This window comes from Pedobacter sp. Bi27 (assembly GCF_918698255.1).
Classification (GTDB): Bacteria; Bacteroidota; Bacteroidia; order Sphingobacteriales; family Sphingobacteriaceae; genus Pedobacter.
In genome coordinates, this window is the sequence record NZ_CAKKMW010000002.1 from 868,833 (window position 1) to 891,335 (window position 22,503).

27 protein-coding genes are annotated in these 22,503 nt (G+C 38.5%); 20 read left to right on the forward strand and 7 right to left on the reverse strand.

Annotated elements, in window-relative coordinates; all coding sequences use genetic code 11:
* The first annotated feature begins 31 nt into the window (after positions 1-31).
* From LQ227_RS09130 to LQ227_RS09155, 6 genes are all read left to right on the forward strand, one after another.
* The gene (locus LQ227_RS09130; RefSeq protein ID WP_230149097.1) at positions 32-514 is read left to right on the forward strand and encodes a GNAT family N-acetyltransferase; all 483 of its coding nucleotides are present in this window, start codon (positions 32-34) and stop codon (positions 512-514) included.
* Between the two features lie 5 nt (positions 515-519).
* Complete coding sequence (locus LQ227_RS09135; RefSeq protein WP_230142881.1) at positions 520-1,134, forward strand: ABC transporter ATP-binding protein; 615 nt, start codon at positions 520-522, stop codon at positions 1,132-1,134.
* Between the two features lie 461 nt (positions 1,135-1,595).
* Positions 1,596-2,156 carry an elongation factor P gene (gene efp / locus LQ227_RS09140; RefSeq protein WP_029274298.1) on the forward strand — a complete coding sequence of 187 codons (561 nt, stop codon included), beginning with the start codon at positions 1,596-1,598 and terminating at the stop codon, positions 2,154-2,156.
* Positions 2,157-2,287: 131 nt separating this feature from the next.
* Entirely contained in the window at positions 2,288-2,848 is a 561-nt protein-coding gene (gene efp / locus LQ227_RS09145; protein WP_029274299.1) for an elongation factor P, read from the forward strand.
* Between the two features lie 303 nt (positions 2,849-3,151).
* Positions 3,152-3,736 carry a 5-formyltetrahydrofolate cyclo-ligase gene (locus LQ227_RS09150; protein WP_230146644.1) on the forward strand — a complete coding sequence of 195 codons (585 nt, stop codon included), beginning with the start codon at positions 3,152-3,154 and terminating at the stop codon, positions 3,734-3,736.
* A 10-nt stretch (positions 3,737-3,746) separates the two neighbouring features.
* Positions 3,747-3,905: a hypothetical protein gene (locus tag LQ227_RS09155; protein ID WP_157255332.1), complete on the forward strand. Its 159-nt coding sequence runs from the start codon at positions 3,747-3,749 to the stop codon at positions 3,903-3,905.
* Positions 3,906-4,138: 233 nt separating this feature from the next.
* Here LQ227_RS09155 and LQ227_RS09160 read toward each other — a convergent pair whose 3' ends face one another.
* The 4 genes from LQ227_RS09160 to LQ227_RS09175 all read right to left on the reverse strand — a co-directional run bounded on the left by LQ227_RS09160 (position 4,139) and on the right by LQ227_RS09175 (position 8,111).
* The gene (locus tag LQ227_RS09160) at positions 4,139-5,098 is read right to left on the reverse strand and encodes a formimidoylglutamase (RefSeq protein WP_230149098.1); all 960 of its coding nucleotides are present in this window, start codon (positions 5,096-5,098) and stop codon (positions 4,139-4,141) included.
* Positions 5,091-6,332, reverse strand: a complete 1,242-nt coding sequence (hutI, locus tag LQ227_RS09165; protein WP_230149099.1) for an imidazolonepropionase — start codon at positions 6,330-6,332, stop codon at positions 5,091-5,093. The genes LQ227_RS09160 and hutI overlap by 8 nt, the downstream gene beginning before the upstream one ends.
* 99 nt (positions 6,333-6,431) lie before the next feature.
* Positions 6,432-7,199 (reverse strand): exodeoxyribonuclease III, encoded by a 768-nt coding sequence (locus tag LQ227_RS09170; protein WP_230149100.1) that lies wholly within the window; start codon positions 7,197-7,199, stop codon positions 6,432-6,434.
* 213 nt (positions 7,200-7,412) lie between these two features.
* Positions 7,413-8,111, reverse strand: coding sequence for a peptidylprolyl isomerase (locus LQ227_RS09175; RefSeq protein ID WP_230149101.1), 699 nt, complete (start codon positions 8,109-8,111; stop codon positions 7,413-7,415).
* Between the two features lie 94 nt (positions 8,112-8,205).
* Here LQ227_RS09175 and LQ227_RS09180 point away from each other — a divergent pair, with 94 nt between their 5' ends.
* From LQ227_RS09180 to LQ227_RS09215, 8 genes are all read left to right on the forward strand, one after another.
* Positions 8,206-8,607 (forward strand): hypothetical protein, encoded by a 402-nt coding sequence (locus LQ227_RS09180; RefSeq protein ID WP_230149102.1) that lies wholly within the window; start codon positions 8,206-8,208, stop codon positions 8,605-8,607.
* An 87-nt stretch (positions 8,608-8,694) separates the two neighbouring features.
* Positions 8,695-9,231: a heavy-metal-associated domain-containing protein gene (locus tag LQ227_RS09185; protein WP_230142893.1), complete on the forward strand. Its 537-nt coding sequence runs from the start codon at positions 8,695-8,697 to the stop codon at positions 9,229-9,231.
* Position 9,232: 1 nt separating this feature from the next.
* Positions 9,233-10,045 carry a hypothetical protein gene (locus LQ227_RS09190; protein ID WP_230149103.1) on the forward strand — a complete coding sequence of 271 codons (813 nt, stop codon included), beginning with the start codon at positions 9,233-9,235 and terminating at the stop codon, positions 10,043-10,045.
* An 8-nt stretch (positions 10,046-10,053) separates the two neighbouring features.
* Complete coding sequence (locus tag LQ227_RS09195; RefSeq protein WP_230142895.1) at positions 10,054-10,557, forward strand: DUF3347 domain-containing protein; 504 nt, start codon at positions 10,054-10,056, stop codon at positions 10,555-10,557.
* Positions 10,557-11,120, forward strand: a complete 564-nt coding sequence (locus LQ227_RS09200; RefSeq protein ID WP_230149105.1) for an AraC family transcriptional regulator — start codon at positions 10,557-10,559, stop codon at positions 11,118-11,120. Before LQ227_RS09195 ends, LQ227_RS09200 begins: the two co-directional genes overlap by 1 nt.
* A 199-nt stretch (positions 11,121-11,319) precedes the next feature.
* Entirely contained in the window at positions 11,320-11,892 is a 573-nt protein-coding gene (locus LQ227_RS09205) for a YceI family protein (RefSeq protein WP_230149106.1), read from the forward strand.
* Between the two features lie 107 nt (positions 11,893-11,999).
* Entirely contained in the window at positions 12,000-12,824 is an 825-nt protein-coding gene (gene ygiD, locus LQ227_RS09210; RefSeq protein WP_230149108.1) for a 4,5-DOPA dioxygenase extradiol, read from the forward strand.
* Between the two features lie 279 nt (positions 12,825-13,103).
* Positions 13,104-13,823 carry a heavy-metal-associated domain-containing protein gene (locus LQ227_RS09215; protein ID WP_230149110.1) on the forward strand — a complete coding sequence of 240 codons (720 nt, stop codon included), beginning with the start codon at positions 13,104-13,106 and terminating at the stop codon, positions 13,821-13,823.
* A gap of 2 nt (positions 13,824-13,825) precedes the next feature.
* Here the strand turns inward: LQ227_RS09215 and LQ227_RS09220 are convergent, their stop codons facing one another.
* From LQ227_RS09220 to LQ227_RS09230, 3 genes are all read right to left on the reverse strand, one after another.
* Entirely contained in the window at positions 13,826-14,188 is a 363-nt protein-coding gene (locus LQ227_RS09220) for a DUF6265 family protein (protein ID WP_230149112.1), read from the reverse strand.
* 110 nt (positions 14,189-14,298) lie between these two features.
* Positions 14,299-14,823, reverse strand: coding sequence for a YfiT family bacillithiol transferase (locus LQ227_RS09225; protein WP_230149114.1), 525 nt, complete (start codon positions 14,821-14,823; stop codon positions 14,299-14,301).
* 132 nt (positions 14,824-14,955) lie between these two features.
* Positions 14,956-16,353, reverse strand: coding sequence for an aldehyde dehydrogenase family protein (locus LQ227_RS09230; protein WP_230149116.1), 1,398 nt, complete (start codon positions 16,351-16,353; stop codon positions 14,956-14,958).
* 187 nt (positions 16,354-16,540) lie between these two features.
* Here LQ227_RS09230 and LQ227_RS09235 point away from each other — a divergent pair, with 187 nt between their 5' ends.
* The 6 genes from LQ227_RS09235 to LQ227_RS09260 all read left to right on the forward strand — a co-directional run bounded on the left by LQ227_RS09235 (position 16,541) and on the right by LQ227_RS09260 (position 22,421).
* A complete protein-coding gene (locus LQ227_RS09235) occupies positions 16,541-17,728 on the forward strand; it encodes a hypothetical protein (RefSeq protein ID WP_230149118.1) in 1,188 nt (395 codons plus the stop codon).
* Between the two features lie 150 nt (positions 17,729-17,878).
* The gene (locus tag LQ227_RS09240) at positions 17,879-20,263 is read left to right on the forward strand and encodes a prolyl oligopeptidase family serine peptidase (RefSeq protein ID WP_230149120.1); all 2,385 of its coding nucleotides are present in this window, start codon (positions 17,879-17,881) and stop codon (positions 20,261-20,263) included.
* A 346-nt stretch (positions 20,264-20,609) separates the two neighbouring features.
* The gene (locus LQ227_RS09245; RefSeq protein ID WP_025141704.1) at positions 20,610-21,242 is read left to right on the forward strand and encodes a peroxiredoxin; all 633 of its coding nucleotides are present in this window, start codon (positions 20,610-20,612) and stop codon (positions 21,240-21,242) included.
* Positions 21,243-21,256: 14 nt separating this feature from the next.
* A complete protein-coding gene (locus tag LQ227_RS09250; protein WP_025141703.1) occupies positions 21,257-21,565 on the forward strand; it encodes a co-chaperone YbbN in 309 nt (102 codons plus the stop codon).
* Positions 21,565-21,813: a hypothetical protein gene (locus LQ227_RS09255; RefSeq protein WP_010599336.1), complete on the forward strand. Its 249-nt coding sequence runs from the start codon at positions 21,565-21,567 to the stop codon at positions 21,811-21,813. Before LQ227_RS09250 ends, LQ227_RS09255 begins: the two co-directional genes overlap by 1 nt.
* A gap of 155 nt (positions 21,814-21,968) precedes the next feature.
* Positions 21,969-22,421 carry a hypothetical protein gene (locus LQ227_RS09260; RefSeq protein WP_230149122.1) on the forward strand — a complete coding sequence of 151 codons (453 nt, stop codon included), beginning with the start codon at positions 21,969-21,971 and terminating at the stop codon, positions 22,419-22,421.
* The last annotated feature ends 82 nt before the right edge of the window (positions 22,422-22,503 follow it).

A 22,503-nucleotide genomic window follows, 5' to 3' on the forward strand; every position in this document is an offset into this window, starting at 1 on the left:
AAGACCAAAGCTTAAAGCAAAATAAATATTCATGAGTGATTTAATGCTAATCAGAACCGATTCAGACAATGCCGATTTTAGAACATTGGTCGCGTTATTGGATAAAGATTTAGCTGTTAGAGATGGTGACGATCATTCTTTTTATGCTCAATTTAATAAGGTTGATGCCATTAAAGAGGTTGTTGTAGGTTATCAAAATGGAGCCCCAGTTGGCTGTGGCGCTATAAAGCCTTTTTCAGCAACAGAAGCCGAAGTTAAAAGAATGTTTGTACATCCGGATTATAGGAAGCAAGGTATAGCTGCTAAAGTTTTAAATGAATTAGAAATCTGGGCTGCTGAACTCGGTTTTACTTCATGTGTTTTAGAAACAGGCAAAAAACAGCCGGAAGCCATTGCACTTTACCAAAAGGTGGGTTATCACATCACGCCCAACTACGGACAATACATTGGTGTCGATAATAGCGTTTGCATGGTAAAAACGATCACCGTCAAACTCCAAACGCCTAGCGCTTAAACCAAATGAATATCACTTTACAAAATGTTGGCAGAAGGTTTAATAAGGAATGGATTTTTAGAAATTTAAGTACTGAATTCACCTCTGGCAATAGTTATGCAATATTAGGACCCAATGGCTCTGGTAAATCGACATTATTAAGCGTTTTAACGGGTAGCTTATCTCCTTCGGAAGGAGAAATTTCATTCTCAGACATCAAAGAGATTTCTGTAGAAAATATCTATAAATACATCAGCCTGGCTGCACCGTATCTCGAACTGGTTGAAACATTTACCTTAAGAGAGAGTATAGATTTCCATTTTAAGTTCAAAAATTTTGCCTCAGGACTTGATTCAAAAAAGCTGATCACCATACTGGGATTAGAAAAAGCAGCGAACAAAGAAATCAAGTACTTTTCATCGGGAATGAAGCAAAGAACCAAACTAGCTTTGGCATGTTGTACCGATACACCAATTTTATTTTTAGATGAGCCAACGAGCAATTTAGACGTTCAGGGAATAAATTGGTACCGCGAACTGATTGAAAATTTTGGAAAGGACCGCCTAACGATAATTGGCTCCAACCAAATACAGGAATACGATTTTTGCACAAATCAGATACAAATATCTGATTACAAGTAGGTTAAACACAAAATCCACTCCCTACAAAACGTCTGTTTTGTCATACATTTGTATTAAAAATAAATTTTTTAAGAAACATTTTGTAATTCACTAATTATACTTACCTTTGCACCACCAAAAAGAGAAACATTATTTAATTTATCTCTTCAAGTAAAAGATCATATTTTCCGTATTTCGGAATCAAAATATATAGCCCGTAAAAGGCAAAGAGTTTTTCATAGTTTAGTTTGAGGTTTAGGTTGATTATGCCTTTGGAGTGGTTCCCAAAGGCATTTCTTTTATACGGGATTTTTTTCGGTGAATAGTCAATAAGACAAAAATCTGAATCATCATGCGAATGCATCAATACCAATGAACTAATGGCTACTGAACCAATGAACTACGGTTTTTCCTTTCAAAATCATCATTCCTTTTTTTAACTTTGGTGCTCAAAAATTAACAAAACTAGATTTCATTATAAAATGGCAAAGGCATCAGAAGTAAAAAGCGGAAATGTGCTTCGTTTTAACGGAGAGTTAGTAAGTGTAGAAGAGTACATTCACCGTACTCCAGGAAATTTAAGGGCTTTTTATCAGGCCCGCATGCGCAATGTAAAAACCGGAAAAATTGTAGAATACCGTTTCCGGACCGATGAAGAGGTGACCATTTGTCGTGTAGAAACCAACGACTATCAATATCTTTATGAAGACGGCGATTATTTGGTGGTGATGGACAACAATACTTTTGAGCAGTACAATATCCCCAAGCTGCTTTTCGGAAGCTCAATTAAGTTTTTAAAGGAGGGCATGAATGTAACCATCGCTTTTGAAAGTGACGAACCGATTGTTGCACAGCTCCCTAATAGTGTAGAGCTAGAAATTACCTACTCTGAGCCCGCTGTAAAAGGCGATACCTCTACCAGTGCACAAAAATATGCCACTGTAGAAACCGGCGCTGAAATTAGAGTGCCTCTATTTATTAACCAGGGAGATAAGGTTAAAGTTGACACTAAAACCGGCGAATATATGGAGCGGGTAAAATAGCATAGTTGAGGGTTTAAATTTCCTTAAACACTAAGCCTTATACCTTAAACCTTTATAGGTTTTTATCAAAATAATTTTACCTTTGCCGTCACGAAAAACTGAAATATAAATCCAATTTAGGATAACACAATATGGCAAAAGCATCAGAAATTAAAACAGGTAACATTCTTCGCATAAACAACGAACTGGTTACTGTTGACGAATGGAATCACCGTACACCAGGAAAAGGCGGAGCATTTTACACCGGTAAATTCCGTAACATCAAATCGGGCAGAATCGTTGAAGCACGTATGAATACCGACGAGGCTGTAGAAATCTGCCGCGTTGAAACCAATGATTATCAATATTTATACGAAGAAGGTGATTATCTGGTAGTAATGGACAACAACAACTACGAACAGTTTAACGTTGAGAAATCACTATTCGGTTCGGCTATTAAATTCTTAAAGGAAGGCATGAATATCATCGTTTCTATGGAAAGTGAAGAAGCGATTATGGCTCAATTGCCAAACTTTGCTGAATTCGAAATTACCTATTCGGAACCAGCTGTTAAAGGCGATACGTCTACAAACGCATTAAAAGCCGCAACATTAGAAAACGGTGTTGAGGTGAAAGTTCCGATGTTCGTAAACCAGGGAGATAAAATTAAAATCGATACCCGTACCGGCGAGTACGTTGAGCGTGTAAAATAATTTTAAGCAAAATAAATCGAAGCCTTTGAAGTGAATTCTTCAGAGGCTTTTTGGTTTATAAACCTGTGAGGTTTAAACCCATAATGTCAAATAACAGTATTTCTTAGATGTACTAGGATGACTAAGGTGGTCATTTTTTAGAAAAGCAAGGTTCGTGCGCTTGGGCTACGACAGTCCCGCTATTCGCTTCAAAACCTTGGCTCGTGCCTCACCTTCGGATTTTACGCTGCTATCGGGTTTATTTAACCAAAGCCTTTAGATCTTAGGCCACAAAACCTAGCGAGTTTTCGAAACCTGCGAGGTTTGAAAAACATTATCTTTGTTATTATGTTAAAAGCCGAAATCAGAAAGCAAGCGCTAAAAGAAAGGTTATCGCTGAGCGATACAGCATACGAAAGTCTATGCAAAAGCCTCTTAAATGAGTTTAAATCGATCGATTTTAGCCAAATCAAAACCCTCCATATCTTTTTGCCCATTACAGAAAAAAAGGAGCCCAATACTTTTTTACTGATCGAATGGCTTAATAAAAATCACCCAGAAATTAAAATCATTGTACCTAAAGCCGATTTTGAAACCGCTTTAATGACCAATCATGAATATTTAGGTGTAGGCGATTTAAGGAAAAACCTTTATAACATCTTGGAACCGCAAAAAGGAAACCTACATGAGGGCGAAGTAGATCTTGTTGTTATTCCGCTTTTAGCTTTCGATAAACAAGGCTACCGGGTGGGCTATGGCAAGGGCTTTTACGATCGTTTTTTACAGGATATAAATGCTCAAAAAATAGGCTTATCTTTGTACCCTGCTATTGAAAAAATCGATGATGTAAATGAACACGACATCAGGTTGGATTTTTGCATTACGCCAACAGAAATCATAAAATTTTAAGCTTACCAGCATGCCACAGGAAATCGTTATCAAAACCGAAAAACAATACGAAGACAATATGATTGCGGTATTCGAGTTACAGGAAAAGGAGGAATTAACCGCTGAAGACCTGAAACAGATTGAATTAATGCTGAAGGCTGGTGAGAAGTACGAAGCTGAGCACCTGTAAGGGCTCAGTAGTTCAGTGGCCTTTAATTTTTTGGTCTGGGTGCTTTATAAAAAAGTCTTCACCCTTCCCCGATTTTTCGTCATCTCGACTGGAACGGAGAGATCTAAATCAAAAGTAGCTCGAGACAGATTTCCCGGTTACGTTACACCCTGCTCGAAATGACGGCTTTGGCGAACAACTCACCACAGGAATAATCCGTGCGTTCTGTGCCTCCGTGGCTAAGGATAAAAGGCCTAAGAACTCTGTGCTTTAACAAAATCGCTCACCAGATAAGCAACCAGTTTAGCGGTTAACCTACTCACCCTCCCGTCCAACATTCGGGCTGCGCCTTCACTTAAGTGCAAATAAGAAAACTTCTTTGCGCTAGTCAAAATTAGCTTTCTAATATCGTTAACTGCCAAACCAGATGGTGTTTCGGCACTGGAAAGTACATTTTGAACGCAGTCCAGATCGATTTCCAAACCCGCAACTGAACCTATTTCATTCACCAGGTCAGTAAAGTCAGCCCCGGTTAAAATATCGTCAAAAAACACAGCCTTAAGCTTTGGGTTCGTATCTATTTGATTTAAAATAGCCTCATTATTATAGTTTTGATGCAAGCCATACATGAAATAACTATTCAGGTAGTTTTCTTTTAACGCATAAGAAAATCCGTTCCCGCTATGCCTACCTTCCAGTTCTCTTAAATCGGCATGCGCATCTACATTTAATACATCAATTGGGCCTTTACAGGCTAAGGAGGTACCCTTAATTATTGGGTAGGCATTATTATGACCACCACCAATTACAATAGGTATTTTGCCTGCAGCCACAATTTTTTCAATTAGGGGATAAACCAGCTCATCAATCTGCGCTACTTTGTTTCTTAAACCTTTTAAAGAAGAATCTTCGGGCTCATCGATTTCCAAATGACCTAAAACCAAAACCTCCTCGCCGTTTAAAAAGCGGTTGCTCTGGGTATTTAAAAAAGCCACCAAACTTGGCCGCCACATAGAGGCCGCGCCCGCAATACCTAAGTTTGCACGCACGCCTATGTCTTCTGGAATCCCCAACAATACAAATTTCGCACTTGCCCCTTCCAGTTCATCCCATGAGGATAGGACAGCAACTTTTTCACCCAGTTTGGTTTCGCCATTACGAGTAATAATTAAACGGTCGATATCGCCCTGCGAATATATTTTAAGGTTATCCATTATAAATTTCACCGTTTAAAATAACTGTCTCTATTTGAGTTTCACCAAAACTATATGGCAAATAGGCAATTGAAGGCATCGGTTTGGTTATAAACAGGTTCGCTTTTTTACCAACGGTAATGCTTCCATAATCTTCACTCATCTCCATTGCTGCCGCACCATTTAATGTTGCAGCATTTATCGCCTGTTCAGGAAACATCTTCATTTTAATGCATGCGAGTGACACCACAAAATTCATATTTCCTGAGGGTGTTGAACCTGGATTGTAATCGGTAGCCAAAGCAACCGGCAAATCAGCTCTTATAAAGCTTTTGGCATCAGCAAAAGGAATACCTAGGTAAAACGAACAAGAAGGGAGTAATGTTACAATGGTATCAGCATTTCTTAACGTTCGGATCGTTTCTTCATCACTTTCTTCGAGGTGATCAACTGAAATGGCGCTATTTTGCACAGAAACCTCTACTGCCCCCGAAACGGAAAGCTGATTGGCATGTACTTTTGGTTTTAATCCATATTTTGCACCCGCCTTTAATACCTGATCGGTTTCTTCGACAGAGAAAAACCCTTTTTCGCAAAAAACATCAATATAATCAGCCAGTTTTTCTTCTGCTATTTGAGGTAACATTTCATTAATAATTAAATCGATGTAACCTTGATGGTTGTTCTTAAATTCAGCCGGATAAGCGTGAGCGGCTAAGAAAGTTGCTTTTATAGGAATCGGGAACTGATTTTTTAGCCTGCGGATCACCCTGAGCATTTTGATTTCACTCTCTTTGGTTAATCCATATCCGCTTTTAATTTCAACGGCACCGGTTCCCAGATGGATCATTTGCTTTAACCGCACAGATGCGCTTTCAAACAATTCATCTTCTGAAGCTTTTTTGAGTTTATTAGCCGAATTTAGAATCCCGCCACCCGTCGCAGCAATTTCTTCGTAGCTTTTGCCTTGGATTTTCATTGCAAATTCTTCCTCGCGCGAAGCAGCAAAAACAATGTGCGTATGGCTATCGCACCATGAAGGGAAAATATACCTGCCTTCTGCGGAGACATGGGAGGAGAGATTTGAGATATGAGATGGGATTGAATCCATCTTACCAAAATCCTTGATCAGATCATCTTCAATTAAAAGCCAGGCATTTTCAAGAACTGGTAACGAATCTAATTCACTGCCACGCAGCACTAATTTATCTTTAGAATGTAAGCCCACCAGGCCTTTTATATTTATGATTAGCATTTGGTTAGATTAAGGTTAATTGTTTAAACTGTGCAAATTGGTTAATTGAGTTTTGGTTACAGTTAACCGATTTAAACAATTAACCAGTTAACCAAATACCTAATCGATCTCTAAAAGAACCGGACAATGATCTGAATGTATTGCGTCGGGTAAGATTCTAACATTTTTCAATCGGCTTTCCATAGGCCTGGTGGCCAAATGGTAATCGATCCGCCAACCCAAATTCTTTCCTCTCGAACCGGCACGGTAGCTCCACCAGGTATAATGGTGTGGGTCTTTATTAAAATGACGGAAAGTATCGATAAAACCATTATCCAAAAATAACTGCATCCACTCCCGTTCTTCTGGCAAAAAGCCCGATGAATTGGCGTTTGATTTTGGGTTGTGAATATCGATGGACGTATGACAAATATTATAATCGCCACTTACAATTAAATTTGGGATTTCTTTGCGCAATCCCCCAATATACACGTCAAAAAACCGCATAAATTCGTACTTTTTAACCTGACGTTCATCTCCGCTTGAGCCAGATGGCATATAGAGACTCATTAAAGAAAAATCATCAAAATCTGCCCTTAAAATTCTACCCTCTTTATCAATCCATTCTTCACCGCAGCCAAATTCGATATGATTCGGTTTAATTCTGGTCAGAATTGCCACCCCACTATATCCCTTTTTTTCAGCGGGGAACCAATAATGATGGTAGCCAAGTTGCTCAATCAGGACAATAATTTCAGGAATCTGCAATGGCAAGGCTTTTACTTCTTGCAGGCAGACCATATCAGCATCCGTAGCCTGTAGCCAACCAAAAAAGTTTTTGGTACTTGCCGCCCTAATCCCATTAACGTTATAGGAGATAATCTTCATTCAGTAAATTTCAATTGTTGTGGGCGGTAAATTTAGAAATTAATTAAATAAATGCTTAGTAATCCAATTAATGATATTTATTAGCAACCGTCATCTCGACTGAAACGCAGTGGAATGGAGAGATCTGCCTCAATAGATCTCTCGACTACGTTGCACTCCGCTCGAGATGACGCCAACCAGGGAAATTATCATCTAAATGAAGATTATCTTTGATCAACCAATCAATAGTCGTTTCTCTAACTTTTTTGCCGCTCTTCTTTTCAAAACTGTAACTTCCATCTTCACATCCTGTTTAGGGCGGTTGTTTTTATCAGTTGCCAGAACAGCTATTCTATCAACCATATCCAAACCAACTACTATTTCGCCATAAACGGTATAGTTTCTATCCAAATGAGGCGTGCCACCTATCGTTTTATATACCTCACGCTGCCATTCAGGAATTTTGAATTTAAGTCGCTTTTCTTCAACATTGTCCAATTGCTGGTCGGTAAAAACTTTTCCCTGAACCAGGTAAAACTGGCTACCGCTCGATGCTTTGGCCGGATTAACATCATCACCTTCTCTGGCCGCAGCCAGAACGCCTTTTTTGTGGAACAAGCTATCATTAAGCTCTGCCGGAATGGTATATTTAGGTCCACCCTCACCCAACAAGGAGTCTGGCTTGGCATTTTTAGAATCCGGATCACCACCCTGAATCATAAAATCTTTAATTACCCTGTGAAATAAAACACCGTTGTAATATCCCGATTTGGTTAATTTCAAAAAGTTATCGCGGTGTAAAGGGGTTTGATTATATAGCCTAACAATGCATTCTCCAAATTCGGTTTTAATGCGTACATATTGATTTTTGGGCTTTGCGGCAAAAGCTGAAAGTATCGAAAAGGTGCAGAGGAATAATAATATTTTCTTCATTTAATTGGTGTTTAAGGCTAAAGTAAGCTAAAAAATGAAATTCAATAAATAATTACCGGCATTATTCGATATTTTTTCCTTTACCTTTGTATTAATGAAGTTAAAACAAAAAATAGCACTTTCTTTGGCTGTATTCTATGCAGTTAGTGTTATGGGTTTGGCTTTAAGTCTCCATTTCTGTGGAGGCAAATTAGAAAACGTTAAACTTTTCAGCAATGAGGTTTCCTGCAAATTCTGCAAAGACATTCCTGCAGAAAAGAAAAATGATGGTTGCTGCAAAAATACGCAGGTAACGGTAAAAGTTAAAGATAGTCACCAAACAGCGGCACAAGTACAAATACCTAAGTTGTTTTCGATCCAGCTTTTTCTTCATCCACCTGTTTTAGAATTTCTTACTAATATTACCCCGCAGTTTTTCAGTAAAATATCGAATAAAGCTCCTCCACTCTCCTCGCGGGTTGCCTTGCATATTTTCAATTGTATTTTTAGGAATTAGGATTTTAAACATCGGCTCGTCAATGCATCGTTTTGCATTTCGACAGGCTCAATGTGACATTTTCTTAAATTCTAATTCAAAAAAATCATGAAAACAATAAAAATATTCAGCATCATTATGCTATTTTTTGCCGTTAAGGCTTCGGCACAACAAATATCTACAGCCGATTTACAGGTAACCGGTTTAACCTGTTCCATGTGTTCTAACGCAACGCAAAAATCGTTAGAAACGCTAAACTTTATCAGTAGCGTAAAACCCGATCTGAACAAAAATATCTTCGTTTTAACTTTTAAGAAAGATGCCAATATCAATCTTGATCTGGTTCGCAAAAAGGTTCAGGATGCTGGTTTTTCGGTTGGTGGTCTAACCGCAAGTTTCAATTTTAACCAGGTAAAAATAGACGATAAAGGTCAGGCAGTTGTTGATGGCAATGTATATCGTTTTGTAAATGCGAAAAGCAAAACACTTAATGGGACTGTAAAAGCCAGTGTTGTTGATAAAAACTTCATTTCTGGTTCAGCATTTAAGAAGCAAGCCACAACAGCTAATTCTGATGCCTATGCGAGCGGCACAGGAGTGGTTAACGGCAAAAAAACACGTATTTATCATTTAGTTCTTTCTTAAAATGAAAAGGATACTCGTATTGGCGCTGATGATTATTGGCGCCTATACAAATGGTTTTGCACAAGAACTCTATGTATTTACCGAGCCTGCCAGTAATATGCCTACCAAATCAATAGGTGTAAGAATTACGAATGAAGGCATGTTTAACAATCCAGATTTTGTTAGCAGGACCATTCCGGAAGTAATGATTGGCTTTAATAAAAACCTGATGATGCATGCACAAGGTTTTTTATCTGATATGGACGGAAAATACCGTTTAGAAGGTGGGAGTCTTTACGCCAAGTATCGGTTTTTATCACTGGATGAAGCACATAGCCACTTCAGGGCTGCAGCTTTTGGGAGAATAAGTTCAAGTAATCGCCCTAATTTTACGAGAGATATTAACTTAGAGGGGGATAACAGCGGATGGCAAACAGGCTTAATTTTCACGCAGCTTTTGCACAAACTAGCGCTTTCGGCCACATTGGGTTACGCTGATGCCATCATTACTGATAAGGTTTTGAGATTAAATACACCTCAGCCTGACAAAATGCTTTCTTACAGTTTATCATCGGGTTATCTGGTTTTGCCAGTGGTTTACAAGGATTACAAGCAGCCAAACTTTAATGTATATTTAGAGTTATTGGGAAAAACAGATCCAAGTAGCGGCCAGTCTTACTTGGATATAGCCCCAGCCATACAGGTGATTTTAAATAGCACAACCCGTATCGATTTGGGCTACCGTTTTCAGGCGACTGGAAATATGGATAACCGATATACCAAAAATATGTACCTGCTTAGGGCAGAATTTAATTTCTTTAACGTTTTAAAATAAAATAACAGATGAAAAAAATATTAGGAATAGTTGCCATCATGACAATCGCAACAACAGCTTTCACTTACGCACAAAGCAAAACAGATCTAGCTTTAAATCAGGTGCTAACAGCTTATTACGATGTGAAAAATGCTTTAGCAACCGACAAAAAAGACTTAGCCATCGAAAAAGTAAAGGTTTTATCGGCAAAAGTAAATGCGGTGAACCATAAAGATCTACCTGCAGATCAGCATAAAACATTTATGGAACAAGCGGCCATCATCAAAAGTAAAGCCGCTCAACTTGCAGGTTCTAATGACATTAAAACACAAAGAAAAGCCTTTGAAGGAATTTCTTATGCGATGATCAAAACCTTAAAGGGTTTAAAGTTTAATAGCAAGACCGTTTACATTCAACATTGCCCAATGGCAAAGGCAAGCTGGTTAAACGAAAAAGAGAACATCGAAAATCCATATTATGGAAGTATGATGTTTGATTGCGGTGACGTTTCTGAAACCATAAAATCGAACTAATGAAGCTGCATATCAAAAACATGGTATGCAACCGTTGTAAAATGGTGGTTAAAGCTGAGCTGGAAAAGCTCGGCTTTAAACCATTATTGGTTGAACTTGGCGAGGTTACCTTGGCTGAAAACATTTCTCCAGAGGATAAAATCAAGATATCGGATAATTTGACTCATTTTGGGTTCGAATTACTTGAGGATAGGAAAACCCAGATTGCAGAGCAGATTAAAACCGCCATTATTAATCTGGTACACTATACCCAAGAGCCATTAAAAATCAATCTTTCTGCCCATCTCAGCGAGCAGTTAAAATTGGAATACACGAGCTTAAGCAGCATTTTTTCAGACGTGGAAGACCAAACCATCGAGAAGTATTTCATTGCTCAAAAAATAGAAAAAGCAAAAGAGATGCTTACTTATGGCGAACTTACCTTGAGCGAAATTGCCTATCAACTTAACTACAGTAGTGTTGCACATTTATCGGCACAGTTTAAAAAAGTAACCGGAATCACACCCTCAGCTTACAAAGCAGCATCAATGGATAGCAGAAAAACACTGGACGAAGTGAAATAGTTGATCGCTCATGGTCGATAGTCTATAAGACGCCATATACTCACCCCAAATTTCTTATCATACGTCAAGACTGATTGGCTGATACTCAACTACATTTGTATCTAAATAAATTTACTAGTATGAAACCATCATGATTTTTCAAACCACATTGGTGAAAAACCTGATAGCTTCATCACAGTTAAAACTAAATTATAAACTTATGAAAAAGTTATTCTTATTTCTGATCGCTACCTCAATCAGTGTAGCATCATTTGCACAAACAAGCTGGAAAATAGATCCGATGCACTCGTTTGTTAACTTTTCGGTTAGACACATGGGTATTTCTTTCGTTGACGGTTCTTTTAAAAAATTCGACGGAACGGTTACGGCTTCTAAACCAGATTTGACGGATGCTAAAATCAGCTTTAGCGTTGATGTAAACAGCATTACTACAGGTGTTGATATGAGAGACGGACACTTAAAAACTGACGATTTTTTTAATGTGGCGACTTACCCTACGATGAAGTTCGAAAGCACTTCTTTCAAAAAATTAAGTGGAAACAACTATGAGTTAAGTGGAAAGTTAACCATCCGTGATGTAACCAAAGATGTAAAATTTGCTGTAGTTTATGGTGGTACGGCTAAAGATCAACAAGGAAACACTAAAGCCGGATTTGGTGCTACAACGACCATTAACCGTTTAGATTATAACATTAAATATGATCCAACTGGTGCCGGCGTTGCAAAAGATGTAGCCATTAAATTAAACCTTGAATTTGTTCAGGCAAAATAATTAAGGAGATCGTCATTCCGGGCTTGACCCGGAATCTTTCTCATCAGATCCTGAAACAGGTTCAGGAGGACGATTATTTAAATTTCTATCAGGCAAACCCAGTAATCATGTCTACACTATCTCAATTCAGAAGTTTTACTCAGCGCTTACCTCAAACCGAGCTGATGCCTGCACTTTTCATTGGTCACGGCTCCCCAATGAACGGTATCGAAAATAATGAGTTTAGCCAGAGTTGGGCAGAGCTGGCAAAAAACATTCCCATTCCAAAAGCCGTGTTGGTGGTATCGGCACACTGGTACACACACGGAACCTTCGTTACGGCTATGGATTTCCCGAGCACCATTCACGATTTTGGCGGTTTTCCACAGGCATTATTCGATGTACAATATCCGGCACCCGGCGATCCAAAACTGGCTGCAGAAATTCCGAATTTAATTCACTCCACTCCCGTTGGTTTGGATCACGATTGGGGTTTAGATCATGGTACCTGGACAGTGGTAAAACACATGTACCCAAATGCCGATATTCCAGTTTTGCAATTAAGTATCGATTATACCAAATCGCCTGAACAGCATTACGAAATCGCCAAAGAAATTTATGCGCTCCGTAAAAAAGGGATATTGATTTTGGGCAGCGGAAACATGGTACACAACCTCCGCATGTTAAGCTGGGAAATGATTAATGGTGGTGGTTATGATTGGGCAATTGAAATGAACGATAAATTTAAAAATTTAATTGCCAACGGCGACCATAAACCTTTGATCAACTATCGTAACCTGGGTACCGATGCGATGTTGGCCATCCCTACACCAGAGCACTATTTACCCCTGATTTATACCCTCGGAATGAAAAACGACAAGGAAGAAGTTTCTTTCTTTAATGACAAAGCTGTTGGCGGTTCGTTAACCATGACTTCGGTTTTGGTGGGATAAGAAGGGGTTTAGGGTTTAGGGTTTAGGGAAACAACTTGTCTAGTGGCTTGTTTGCTTTGTTTATAAACTGTTGATCAAACCTTAATGACCTTAATTTCTTAATGATAACTATTTAAACGGTGAGGGAATTATCGCACAATCACAGAGAACCGCCCGCAGCAGATAGAGATTCTTTCCTGCGTTCAGAATAAGAGCAGCCTAAAATTCTATAAAACTTTATGATTATTCTGTAACGCTTATGGCCCTATGAAGCGGTAAATTTGTATAAAGATTTTAATCATGACACATACCTATCAACTTACCGGCATGACTTGCGGCGGTTGCGAAAATAAAGTAAAAAGTAACCTGCTCGTTTTACCAGATGTAACTTCTGTTGAGGTTTCGAAAGATACCAATTCTGCTACCATTAGCATGGATAAACATATTGGCTTAGATACACTCCAACAAGCTTTGGGCGGATCAGAAAGCAAATATCAAATTTCTGCCACCCACCATAGCGAAACACTTGAAGAAGCAAAATCGTGGGCCGAAACTTATAAACCCATTTTATTGATATTCGGTTATGTTACTGCCATATCGCTTGTGGTTTCGTGGCAATCAGGCGGAATTAATTTCATGGTGTTCATGCGCGTTTTTATGGCGGGTTTCTTCCTCACCTTCTCTTTCTTTAAAATGCTTAATCTGAAAGCTTTTGCCGAAAGTTATGCCATGTACGATATCGTAGCCAAAAAATTTGGTGCGTGGGGTTACATCTATGCTTTTATCGAACTTGGATTAGGCTTATCTTTTGCTTTAAACTTATCTCCTGTTATCGTAAACTGGGTTACGCTAATTGTAATGACGGTAAGCATCCTTGGTGTTTTGGAAAGTGTTTTAAACAAGAAAAAGATTCAGTGTGCCTGTTTAGGTGCAGTTTTTAACCTACCCATGAGTACCGTAACCATTGTTGAAGATGCCATTATGATTGCGATGAGTGCAGCGATGCTGGTTTTGATGTAAGCCTATTGCCGCTTATACCTAAACTCCGATTTTCGGCTTTTACCATTAAGCTCGCCTTCAATCCAGGCGAGCATTTCGGCTTTACCTTGATTTTGATAAACTATCCGCTGCGGAAAATCGTGTGTTTTGTCTTCGAAAACATAGGTCTCATCTTTTGTGGCAATAAGTTTGAAACAAGTCTCTTTTCCTTCGTTCTGTCCTGTTACAGTTGAACAATAAAAAGTATCTTTTCCAATCTTTTTGATCTTAAGGGTTTCGGTAAGCGCACTATCACCTTTGGCATTTATTCGATAGCTTTTGCCGCTGAATGTTTTATCTGGATTTTGCACCCACTGTTCTACTATTTTACCCTTGGCGGTTTGCATTTACCAAGAGCCTAAAATAAAAGCAAAGGTTTTTGAAGGTTTTTTTTGTGCGTTAACATCAGTGCAAAACCCAATAAGGATTAAGGCCATAAAAATTAAACGAGTTCTTTTCATTTTGCTATTGTATTTGTAATGTGTGCCAAATGATGTTTTCCGTGCCAGGCGTACATGCCCAACATGTTTGCTAATGTAAGTTCTTTTCCCTGAGCTGGGTGAATGTACTTTCGCTGATAATCTTCTTGTTTCAATGTTTTTAAAAAAGAAACCCAACGTTGGTGCAAAGCAGCCAATAAATCAACAGATAATTTGATATCACCATTTTTTGCTTCCCCGGTTTCGGCCCAGCGTTCTTCGTAATAAGGCCTGATTACGGGAACATCTTCGGTAATGGCTTGTTTAAAACGGATATAAGCATTGATATGGCTATCGGGAATATGGTGAACAACTTGCCTCAACGTCCATCCTTCCGGGCGATAAGTTTGGTTTAATTCTTTTTCGGTCAAATTTTCGGTAGCTTTCCTAAGCTGATTAGGCAAAGCCTCTATTTCGGAAATCCATACGTCGATTTGTTTTTGATCGAAAATTTCGGGCATCAAAAATTGACCGATCGGGTATTTAAGCTGTTCTAAATCCATGAACCCAAAATAAGGAGAATTATTGGGTTATTAACCGCAAAGATCACAGAGAGGAAGGCAGCGTACGCAGAGGTGGTCGCATACTGTAAACACAAATCGCGTATATCTCCTCACATCTGCTGGATACTAAATCTACATCAATTTCTTCAGCCATTTTAACAAGCCTATTTTTTTTTCGTAAGGCGGATAAATCATTTTGGTTAACCCCAACTTCGACTGGAAAACGACTGCCCTTTCGTGCGAAAAGGTTTTAAAACCAAAAATACCATGACAACTGCCTATGCCGCTATTGCTTACCCCGCCAAAAGGCAAATTAGGATTACCGATATGGACCAATACATCATTTACGCAGGTTCCGCCTGCACTTGTTTCAGTAATAATTTTATTTTGGTTCTGTTTATTGTCTGAGAAGATATAAAGCGCCAAAGGCTTTTCTTTCCTGTTTACAAAATCAATTGCCTCCTGTAGATTGTTGTAAGTAATTACAGGCAAAATTGGTCCAAAAATTTCTTCCTGCATAATCCTGCTGCCCTCGGCTACCGAAGTTAAAAGCGTTGGTGTAATGGTTAAATCTTGCTCATCCGATTTTCCACCTAAGGCTAGCACAGCACCATCATGAAGGGCTTCTTCAATCAATTTATTTAAGCGCAGATACTGTTTTGTGTTGATGATTTTAGCATAATCTTTTTTGTTAATTTCCGCTTCGCTAAAGAACATTTTTTGAACCGCAGACTTGTAGTGCATTTCAAAATCGGCCAGCTTATTTTCTTTAATTAATACATAATCCGGGGCAATACAGGTTTGTCCGGCATTAACCAATTTGCCCCAGGCGATTTTTTCTGCGGCTCTTTTTAGGTCACAGGGTTCATCTACAATAGCTGGTGATTTACCACCAAGCTCTAAGGTAACCGAGCTCAGGTTTTTTGCCGCAGCTTCCATCACCACTTTACCAATTGCAGTGCTTCCGGTAAAAAATATATGGTCAAACGGAAGTTTTAACAGCACTGTCGAAACTTCGGCATCACCTTCAAAACAGGCAATTTCTTTTGGATCAAACGTATTGGAGATCAGTTTGTTCATTATACCCGCCGTCGCAGCACTCAATTCAGACGGCTTTAGGATGACGCAATTTCCTGCTGCTATGGCAGAAATCAACGGACTCATAATCAATTGTAACGGATAGTTCCATGGTGCAATAATCAGGCAAACACCTTTTGGTTCATAATAAATTTTATTGCCGGCAAAAAGATTGCTCATGGTCCTGCCTGCCGATTTTGGTTTCATCCAGCTACGCAGCTTTTTTATGGCGTGATCTATTTCGGCATAAGTAAAAAACAGTTCAGTTACTGCGGTTTCGAAACGGTTTTTGCGCAAGTCACTCTTCAATGCGACAAATATTTCTTCCTCGGCATTTTCTAACGCCTGTTTAAGCTGCCTTAGTTTTCCAATGCGCGTTTTAGCATCCGTTTTGCGCAACCCGAATTTATGTTGCTGCTGTAAAGCGAAAACTGATTTTATCTGTTCTTCCATAATTACCAAAGCCTCATAATTTTTATTGTTTAAGCAATTTAAGAAAATATAAGGTTCGTAAGGTTATATGAAAATTAAGTGATTATTTGAGCTGGCTAGCGTTGTGCGTTAATTTTAGTTAAAATGCACCCATTTCATTAAAAATTCATTCATTTAAAGCATATTGCAGCAAATTTTAATATTCAAGATGAAAAGATTGTTTTTTGTTTTCGCATTCATAATTCCGATGGTTATACATGCCCAAACCTTAAAAACAGATGTATTGGTTATTGGTAGTGGCGATGCCGCTTATTCAGCATCTTTTCAATCATTCAAATCAGGTGTTAAAACAATTCTGCTTACGCAAAAGGAACAGCTTGATCTTAAGAAAATTTCTGAAAGCAAGCCCAAAGAAATAACTCTTTTTTATCAAAGCTTTTTAAAAAGGGAGATTGAAAACGCTAAAAACTTAGATGCACCTAAACCAAAGCCAGACAAAAAGAAACCACTAAAAGTGACAGTTGATAGCACTCAGCTTTTCAATGTAATCAATGGTATTCCTTACATCGAAATCAAACGATTAGGCAGTGGTTGGGAAGTGAAACTCACGAAAGACAAAAGCATTAAAGCAAAAGTTCTGGTCATGGCCGATAATCCAGAAAAATTAATGACTGCATTAAAAATTACGGGCTTAAATCCTGCAACTTCAAATCAATTAAATTATAGTAAGAATTTATATAGAACAACAGTAGCAAGTGTTTCGTCCAAAGGGGCCAGTTTTTTATCATTATACAGCTTGCTCATCCCAAACCAAGAAAACCTTTTATATATTTCTGCCGATCAGTTCGAAATTGGCCCTGCTGCTGGTGCAATCGCAGCCTATGCTGCATTTTTCGACACCAAAACCAGTTTATCAAATTTAAAAAGGATCCAGGGTGAGTTATTAGCCTATAAACATACGTTAATGCCTTTTGAGGATGTAAAATCAATTGATTCTAACTGGCTGGCCATCCAAAAAGTGGGTATAACGGGAATTATCAAAGCGGAAATAAAACAGGATAAAGCATATTTCAATCCCGAAAAAGATGTTACCTACGATGAAATTAAGCAACCGATCAAAGATTATTATTACAAAGCCCAGATCTGGTTCGATGATCATCAGCATATTCCCATCAATTTAGAAAATACCATTGCGATGGTTTGTTATGTGGGCAATAAATCGGTTGAGGCAATCAAAACCGAACTGCAAAAAAAGTGGAACAAAAACTACAAGTTTACTTCTAAATACGAGCTTAAAAAAGTATTAACCAGACGAGAATTTGCAGTAATCATCAACGAGTACCTAAAGCCTTTCGATGATGTGAATGTAGATAAAACCGGAGGAGTAATCCGCTAGGACTAAACCACAGATCTGATATCTAATTTAAAATTTCATCTGTGTTCATCCTTTTTATCTGTGGTTAATTAAAAACGGCACTTGTAACATTTCCATTTCCTGTTAAAATTAGCAAGTCCATTCCCTAAATTGCAGCCAAACCTAAAATTCATGAAGAAATATTTACTTTTCCTTTTGCTTTGCACAGGCGAATATGCTTTTGCGCAACAATTAGTACCTTTAACCGTCGAAAAGATAATGCGCGATCCAAAGTGGATGGGCGTTGCACCAACTAATTTCCGTTGGACTGCGGATAGCAAAACCCTGTACTTCAACTGGAACCCTGAAAATAAAGCTAAAGAAGAGTTATTTAAAGTTTCGGCAACAGCTACCAAACCCGTTAAAGCGGCAGAAAAGGAAGATGAAAAGCTTTTAAGTTTAAACTATACCTATAACACTGACCGCTCGCTCGGTTTAATCGAAAAAAGTGGCGATATCTATTTACAGAATTTTAAAAACAATAAAGAAACGCGGTTAACCAGCACACAAGAGCGAGAGAACAGCCCTGTTTTTTTAACCAACGGAAATATCGTTTATCAATTGGGCGATAATCTTTTCGAAGTGGACCTAAAATCTGCCGAAACCAAACAACTCACCAATTTCGTTAAAGGTAAAAAAGCAGGCCGACCAGAAACCAAGCCGCTTACCGAGCAGGATAAATGGTTAAAGGCACAGCAAACCGAATTGTTTGATATCATTAAAAAAAGAAATGCAGAAACCAGAAGTGGCGCCCGTGGTGGTAGAGGCCGTTCTGGCACAACATCTGCAGATTCAAAACCATTAAAAGAGCTTTATACAGAAGATAAGTTTTTAAATGGTGTAACCATTAGTCCTGATGGCCATTTTATTACTTATAAGCTAACCACGCCAGCCCAAAATAACCATAGCACTGTTGTTCCGAATTATATCACATCATCAGGCTATACCGAAGATATTCCTGGCAGAACAAAGGTTGGGGAAAATGAAAATATTTCGCAGGGCTTTATCTACGATACTCAAAAAGATTCTGTTTATGCCATTCAGACTGCTACCATACCGGGCATTAAAGATCTACCCGATTACCTTAAAGATTATCCTAAAGAATTGGATACACTAAAAAAGAAAAATGCAGACAGACCTGTAAATTTCTTCGGCCCACTTTGGAACGATAACGGAAATACAGCAATTGTCGTAGCTACGTCTACCGACAATAAAGACCGCTGGATCTTAAAACTAGATGCATCTACAGGGAAGTTTTCTCTAATAGACCGTCAACGGGATGAAGCCTGGATTGGTGGCCCGGGTATTAGTGGCTTTTACCAAGGTAGCACCGGATGGATAGACAATAACCGCTTCTATTACCAAAGCGAAGCTACCGGATTCTCACACCTTTATGTAGCCAATGTTGCCACAGGCGATAAAAAACAACTAACATTTGGCAAATGGGAGGTACAATCTGTTCAGCTCTCAAAGGATAGAAGTACATTTTATCTTAAAACAAATAAGGAGCACCCAGGGATTACAAACTTGTTTAAAATCAGTGTAAACGGTGGTGAGCTTGTTCAGATTACCACCATGAAAGGCTTAAATGATATCACCCTCTCTCCTGACGAAAAATACATAGCCATTAATTATTCCTTTATGGATAAGCCTGGAGAGTTATATCTTCAGCCAAATAAGGTTGGTGCCAAAGCCGAAAAAATTACCCAATCTACCTCTGCCGAATTTAATTCTTACAAGTGGCGTCAACCGGATATGGTAAGCTTTAAAAACCGTTATGGCGCAGACGTGTATGCAAGGGTGTATAAATCTGATAATCCACATGCTAACCATCCTGCAGTAATTTTTGTTCATGGAGCAGGCTATCTTCAAAATGTACATTTCGGCTGGAGCACCTACTTCCGTGAGTTTATGTTCAATAATTTACTAGCCGATAACGGTTACACAGTAATCGATATCGATTATACCGGAAGTTCTGGTTATGGTCGCGATCACCGTACAGGCATTTACCGCCATATGGGTGGAAAAGATTTAACCGATCAGGTTGATGGCGTTAAGTTTTTGGTAGAGAAATATGGTGTTAATCCTCAGCACGTCGGTTTATATGGCGGCTCGTACGGCGGCTTTATTACTTTGATGGCAATGTTTAATGAATCGGATGTTTTTGCCAGCGGTGCAGCATTACGTTCAGTTACCGATTGGGCGCACTATAATCACGGCTATACTTCGAACATTTTAAATGAACCATTTAACGATCCTATTGCTTACAAAAGAAGTTCTCCGATTTATTTCGCCGATAAATTAAAGGGCAACCTTTTAATGGCGCATGGAATGGTTGATGTGAATGTTCACTTTCAGGATATTATTCGTATTAGTCAACGTTTTATAGAGTTGGGCAAAAACAATTGGGAGCTGGCCGTTTATCCTGTTGAAGACCATGGTTTTATCGAGCCAAGCAGTTGGACCGATGAGTATAAGAGAATATTTAAGCTGTATGAAAATACGTTGAAGAAGTAGCCTCCCATAAATAATTCGTCATTGCGAGGAGGCTTTTTCAGCCGAGGAAGCAATCTTACAACGACCGCTCCTAGCGCGTTTACATTAGGATTGCTTGCTACCTCGCAATGACAACATTGCATTTAATCGCCTAGGGTAGCCACAAAGCATCTTCAACCTACGAAAGGATGCTTCGTACCTCAGCATGGCAGCCAAGAACCCAAATAGCACACAACTATATTTCACCCTAACAATATAGTTTTCATCTATATCGTTATCAATAAATACAATTAACAATTAGTAAAACTGGGTTGCTTAACACCTGTTTTAGCCTTACCTTTGTGGCATAAAATTAAAGACAAAAATTATGGCAATAGTAGGCAAAAAATTCCCAAGTGTTAGTATTGATGCAATGTCAGACATGGGTGATGACTTGAAAATCAATGTATTTGAAGAGGCTGTAAATAAAAATAGCAAAGTGTTATTGTTCTGGTATCCAAAAGATTTTACTTTCGTTTGCCCTACAGAATTACATGCTTTCCAAGCTGCTTTACCTGAGTTTGAAAAAAGAAATACAATTGTAATCGGTGCATCTTGTGATACCAACGAAGTTCACTTCGCCTGGTTAAATACACCAAAAGATAACGGTGGTATTGAAGGTGTTACTTATCCAATCTTAGCTGATACCCACAGACAGTTATCTGGCATCCTTGATATTTTAGATCAGGAAGTTAACTATGACGAAGAAGGAAACGAATCTTTCTCAGGATCAAATGTTTCTTTCAGAGCTACTTATTTAATCGACGAAACTGGTAAAGTTTTCCACGAAAGTGTTAACGATATGCCATTAGGTAGAAACGTTAAAGAATATTTACGTTTAATCGATGCTTACGCTCACGTTCAAAAACACGGTGAAGTTTGTCCTGCAAACTGGGAAGAAGGAAAAGAAGCAATGAATGCGAACAGAACTGGCGTTGCTGAATATTTAGCCGCTAACTAATTAAACAAAACGTTATGTTTTTAGAATTAACAGAAGATAATCTTCAACAATATTTGGCCGATAACTCAAAGGTTATGGTTCAGTATGCTGCATCATGGTGTGGAAACTGCAGAATCATGAAACCGAAGTTTAAAAAATTGGCTTCAGAAAATGAAGATGTAGCTTTCTTGATTGTTGATGCCGAAAAACTTCCAAACTCGCGCAAATTTGCAAACGTTGATAATTTACCAACTTTCGCAGCTTTTGAAGGCGGTAGCTTGGTAGATCAGGTGCAAACAAACAAAGCAGAAGGTTTAATTGAACTATTTAACAAGATAAAGTAATGAAGATTCCGGTTATAAGACAATTATTTCAAAACACCACTCCAGCACAACTGGAGACCACTTTGGAGGTTTTAGAGGCTTTTTGCGAGTTTAGAGGGGTTAGTGAGCACGAGGTTGATGTTGCAGGTGAAATGATTACCAATATCTGTGGTGCCTTAGAAGTACACCAGATGGTAAGCGAAGGTGCTGCCGAAAAGGACGCATTAAATGCTTTCGGCCAAAAGGTAATGGGATCGATTGATCGATAATCGTTTTAAAGCTTAATCTGACTTTTATAATATAAAATCCCTCGCTGATGAAAATCAGCGAGGGATTTTTGTTTGTTAGCAATCTGTCATTCTGAACGCAGTGAAGAATCTGCTAAGCAAACTTGAAGACGATTAAATTAATTATACTTTTGGATATGAGCATGCTACTCAAAATAGGCAAGTGGTACTGGATGGCAGTTTTTATAGTTGTTGCGGTTTTAGAAACTATACATGCATTTCAACATGAAAGTCTCTTAAAATGGACATTATATTACTCACATATTCCGCTAATGCTGTTTATAACTCTCTTAATTTTCCATCGCAATTGGCTATCGTGGTTGTTTATGATTACCCTATGTGCTTTCGGATTATATAATTTATTTACATGGGGTCTGATTGCTAGCGGTCCAACAAGTATGGATTTTGGTTTTTGGCCATCTTATCTTTCTAATATATATCCATACAGAAGGATTATTAAAATTTCAACAAGCCCAGAATTTTTCTACTTCTTTACCCTAATTCTGTATTTAACAAAACCTGTTAGAAAAAAATATTTTAACCCAGAAAAACTAGCCAGTGAAGAATCTATCTTACCGCAATCTTCATAACCCATCACAGTAAGATTGCTTCGTAGCTCCTCCTCGCAATGATGAAATTATTAGAACAGTAAAAAAGGTCCGTGAGGACACA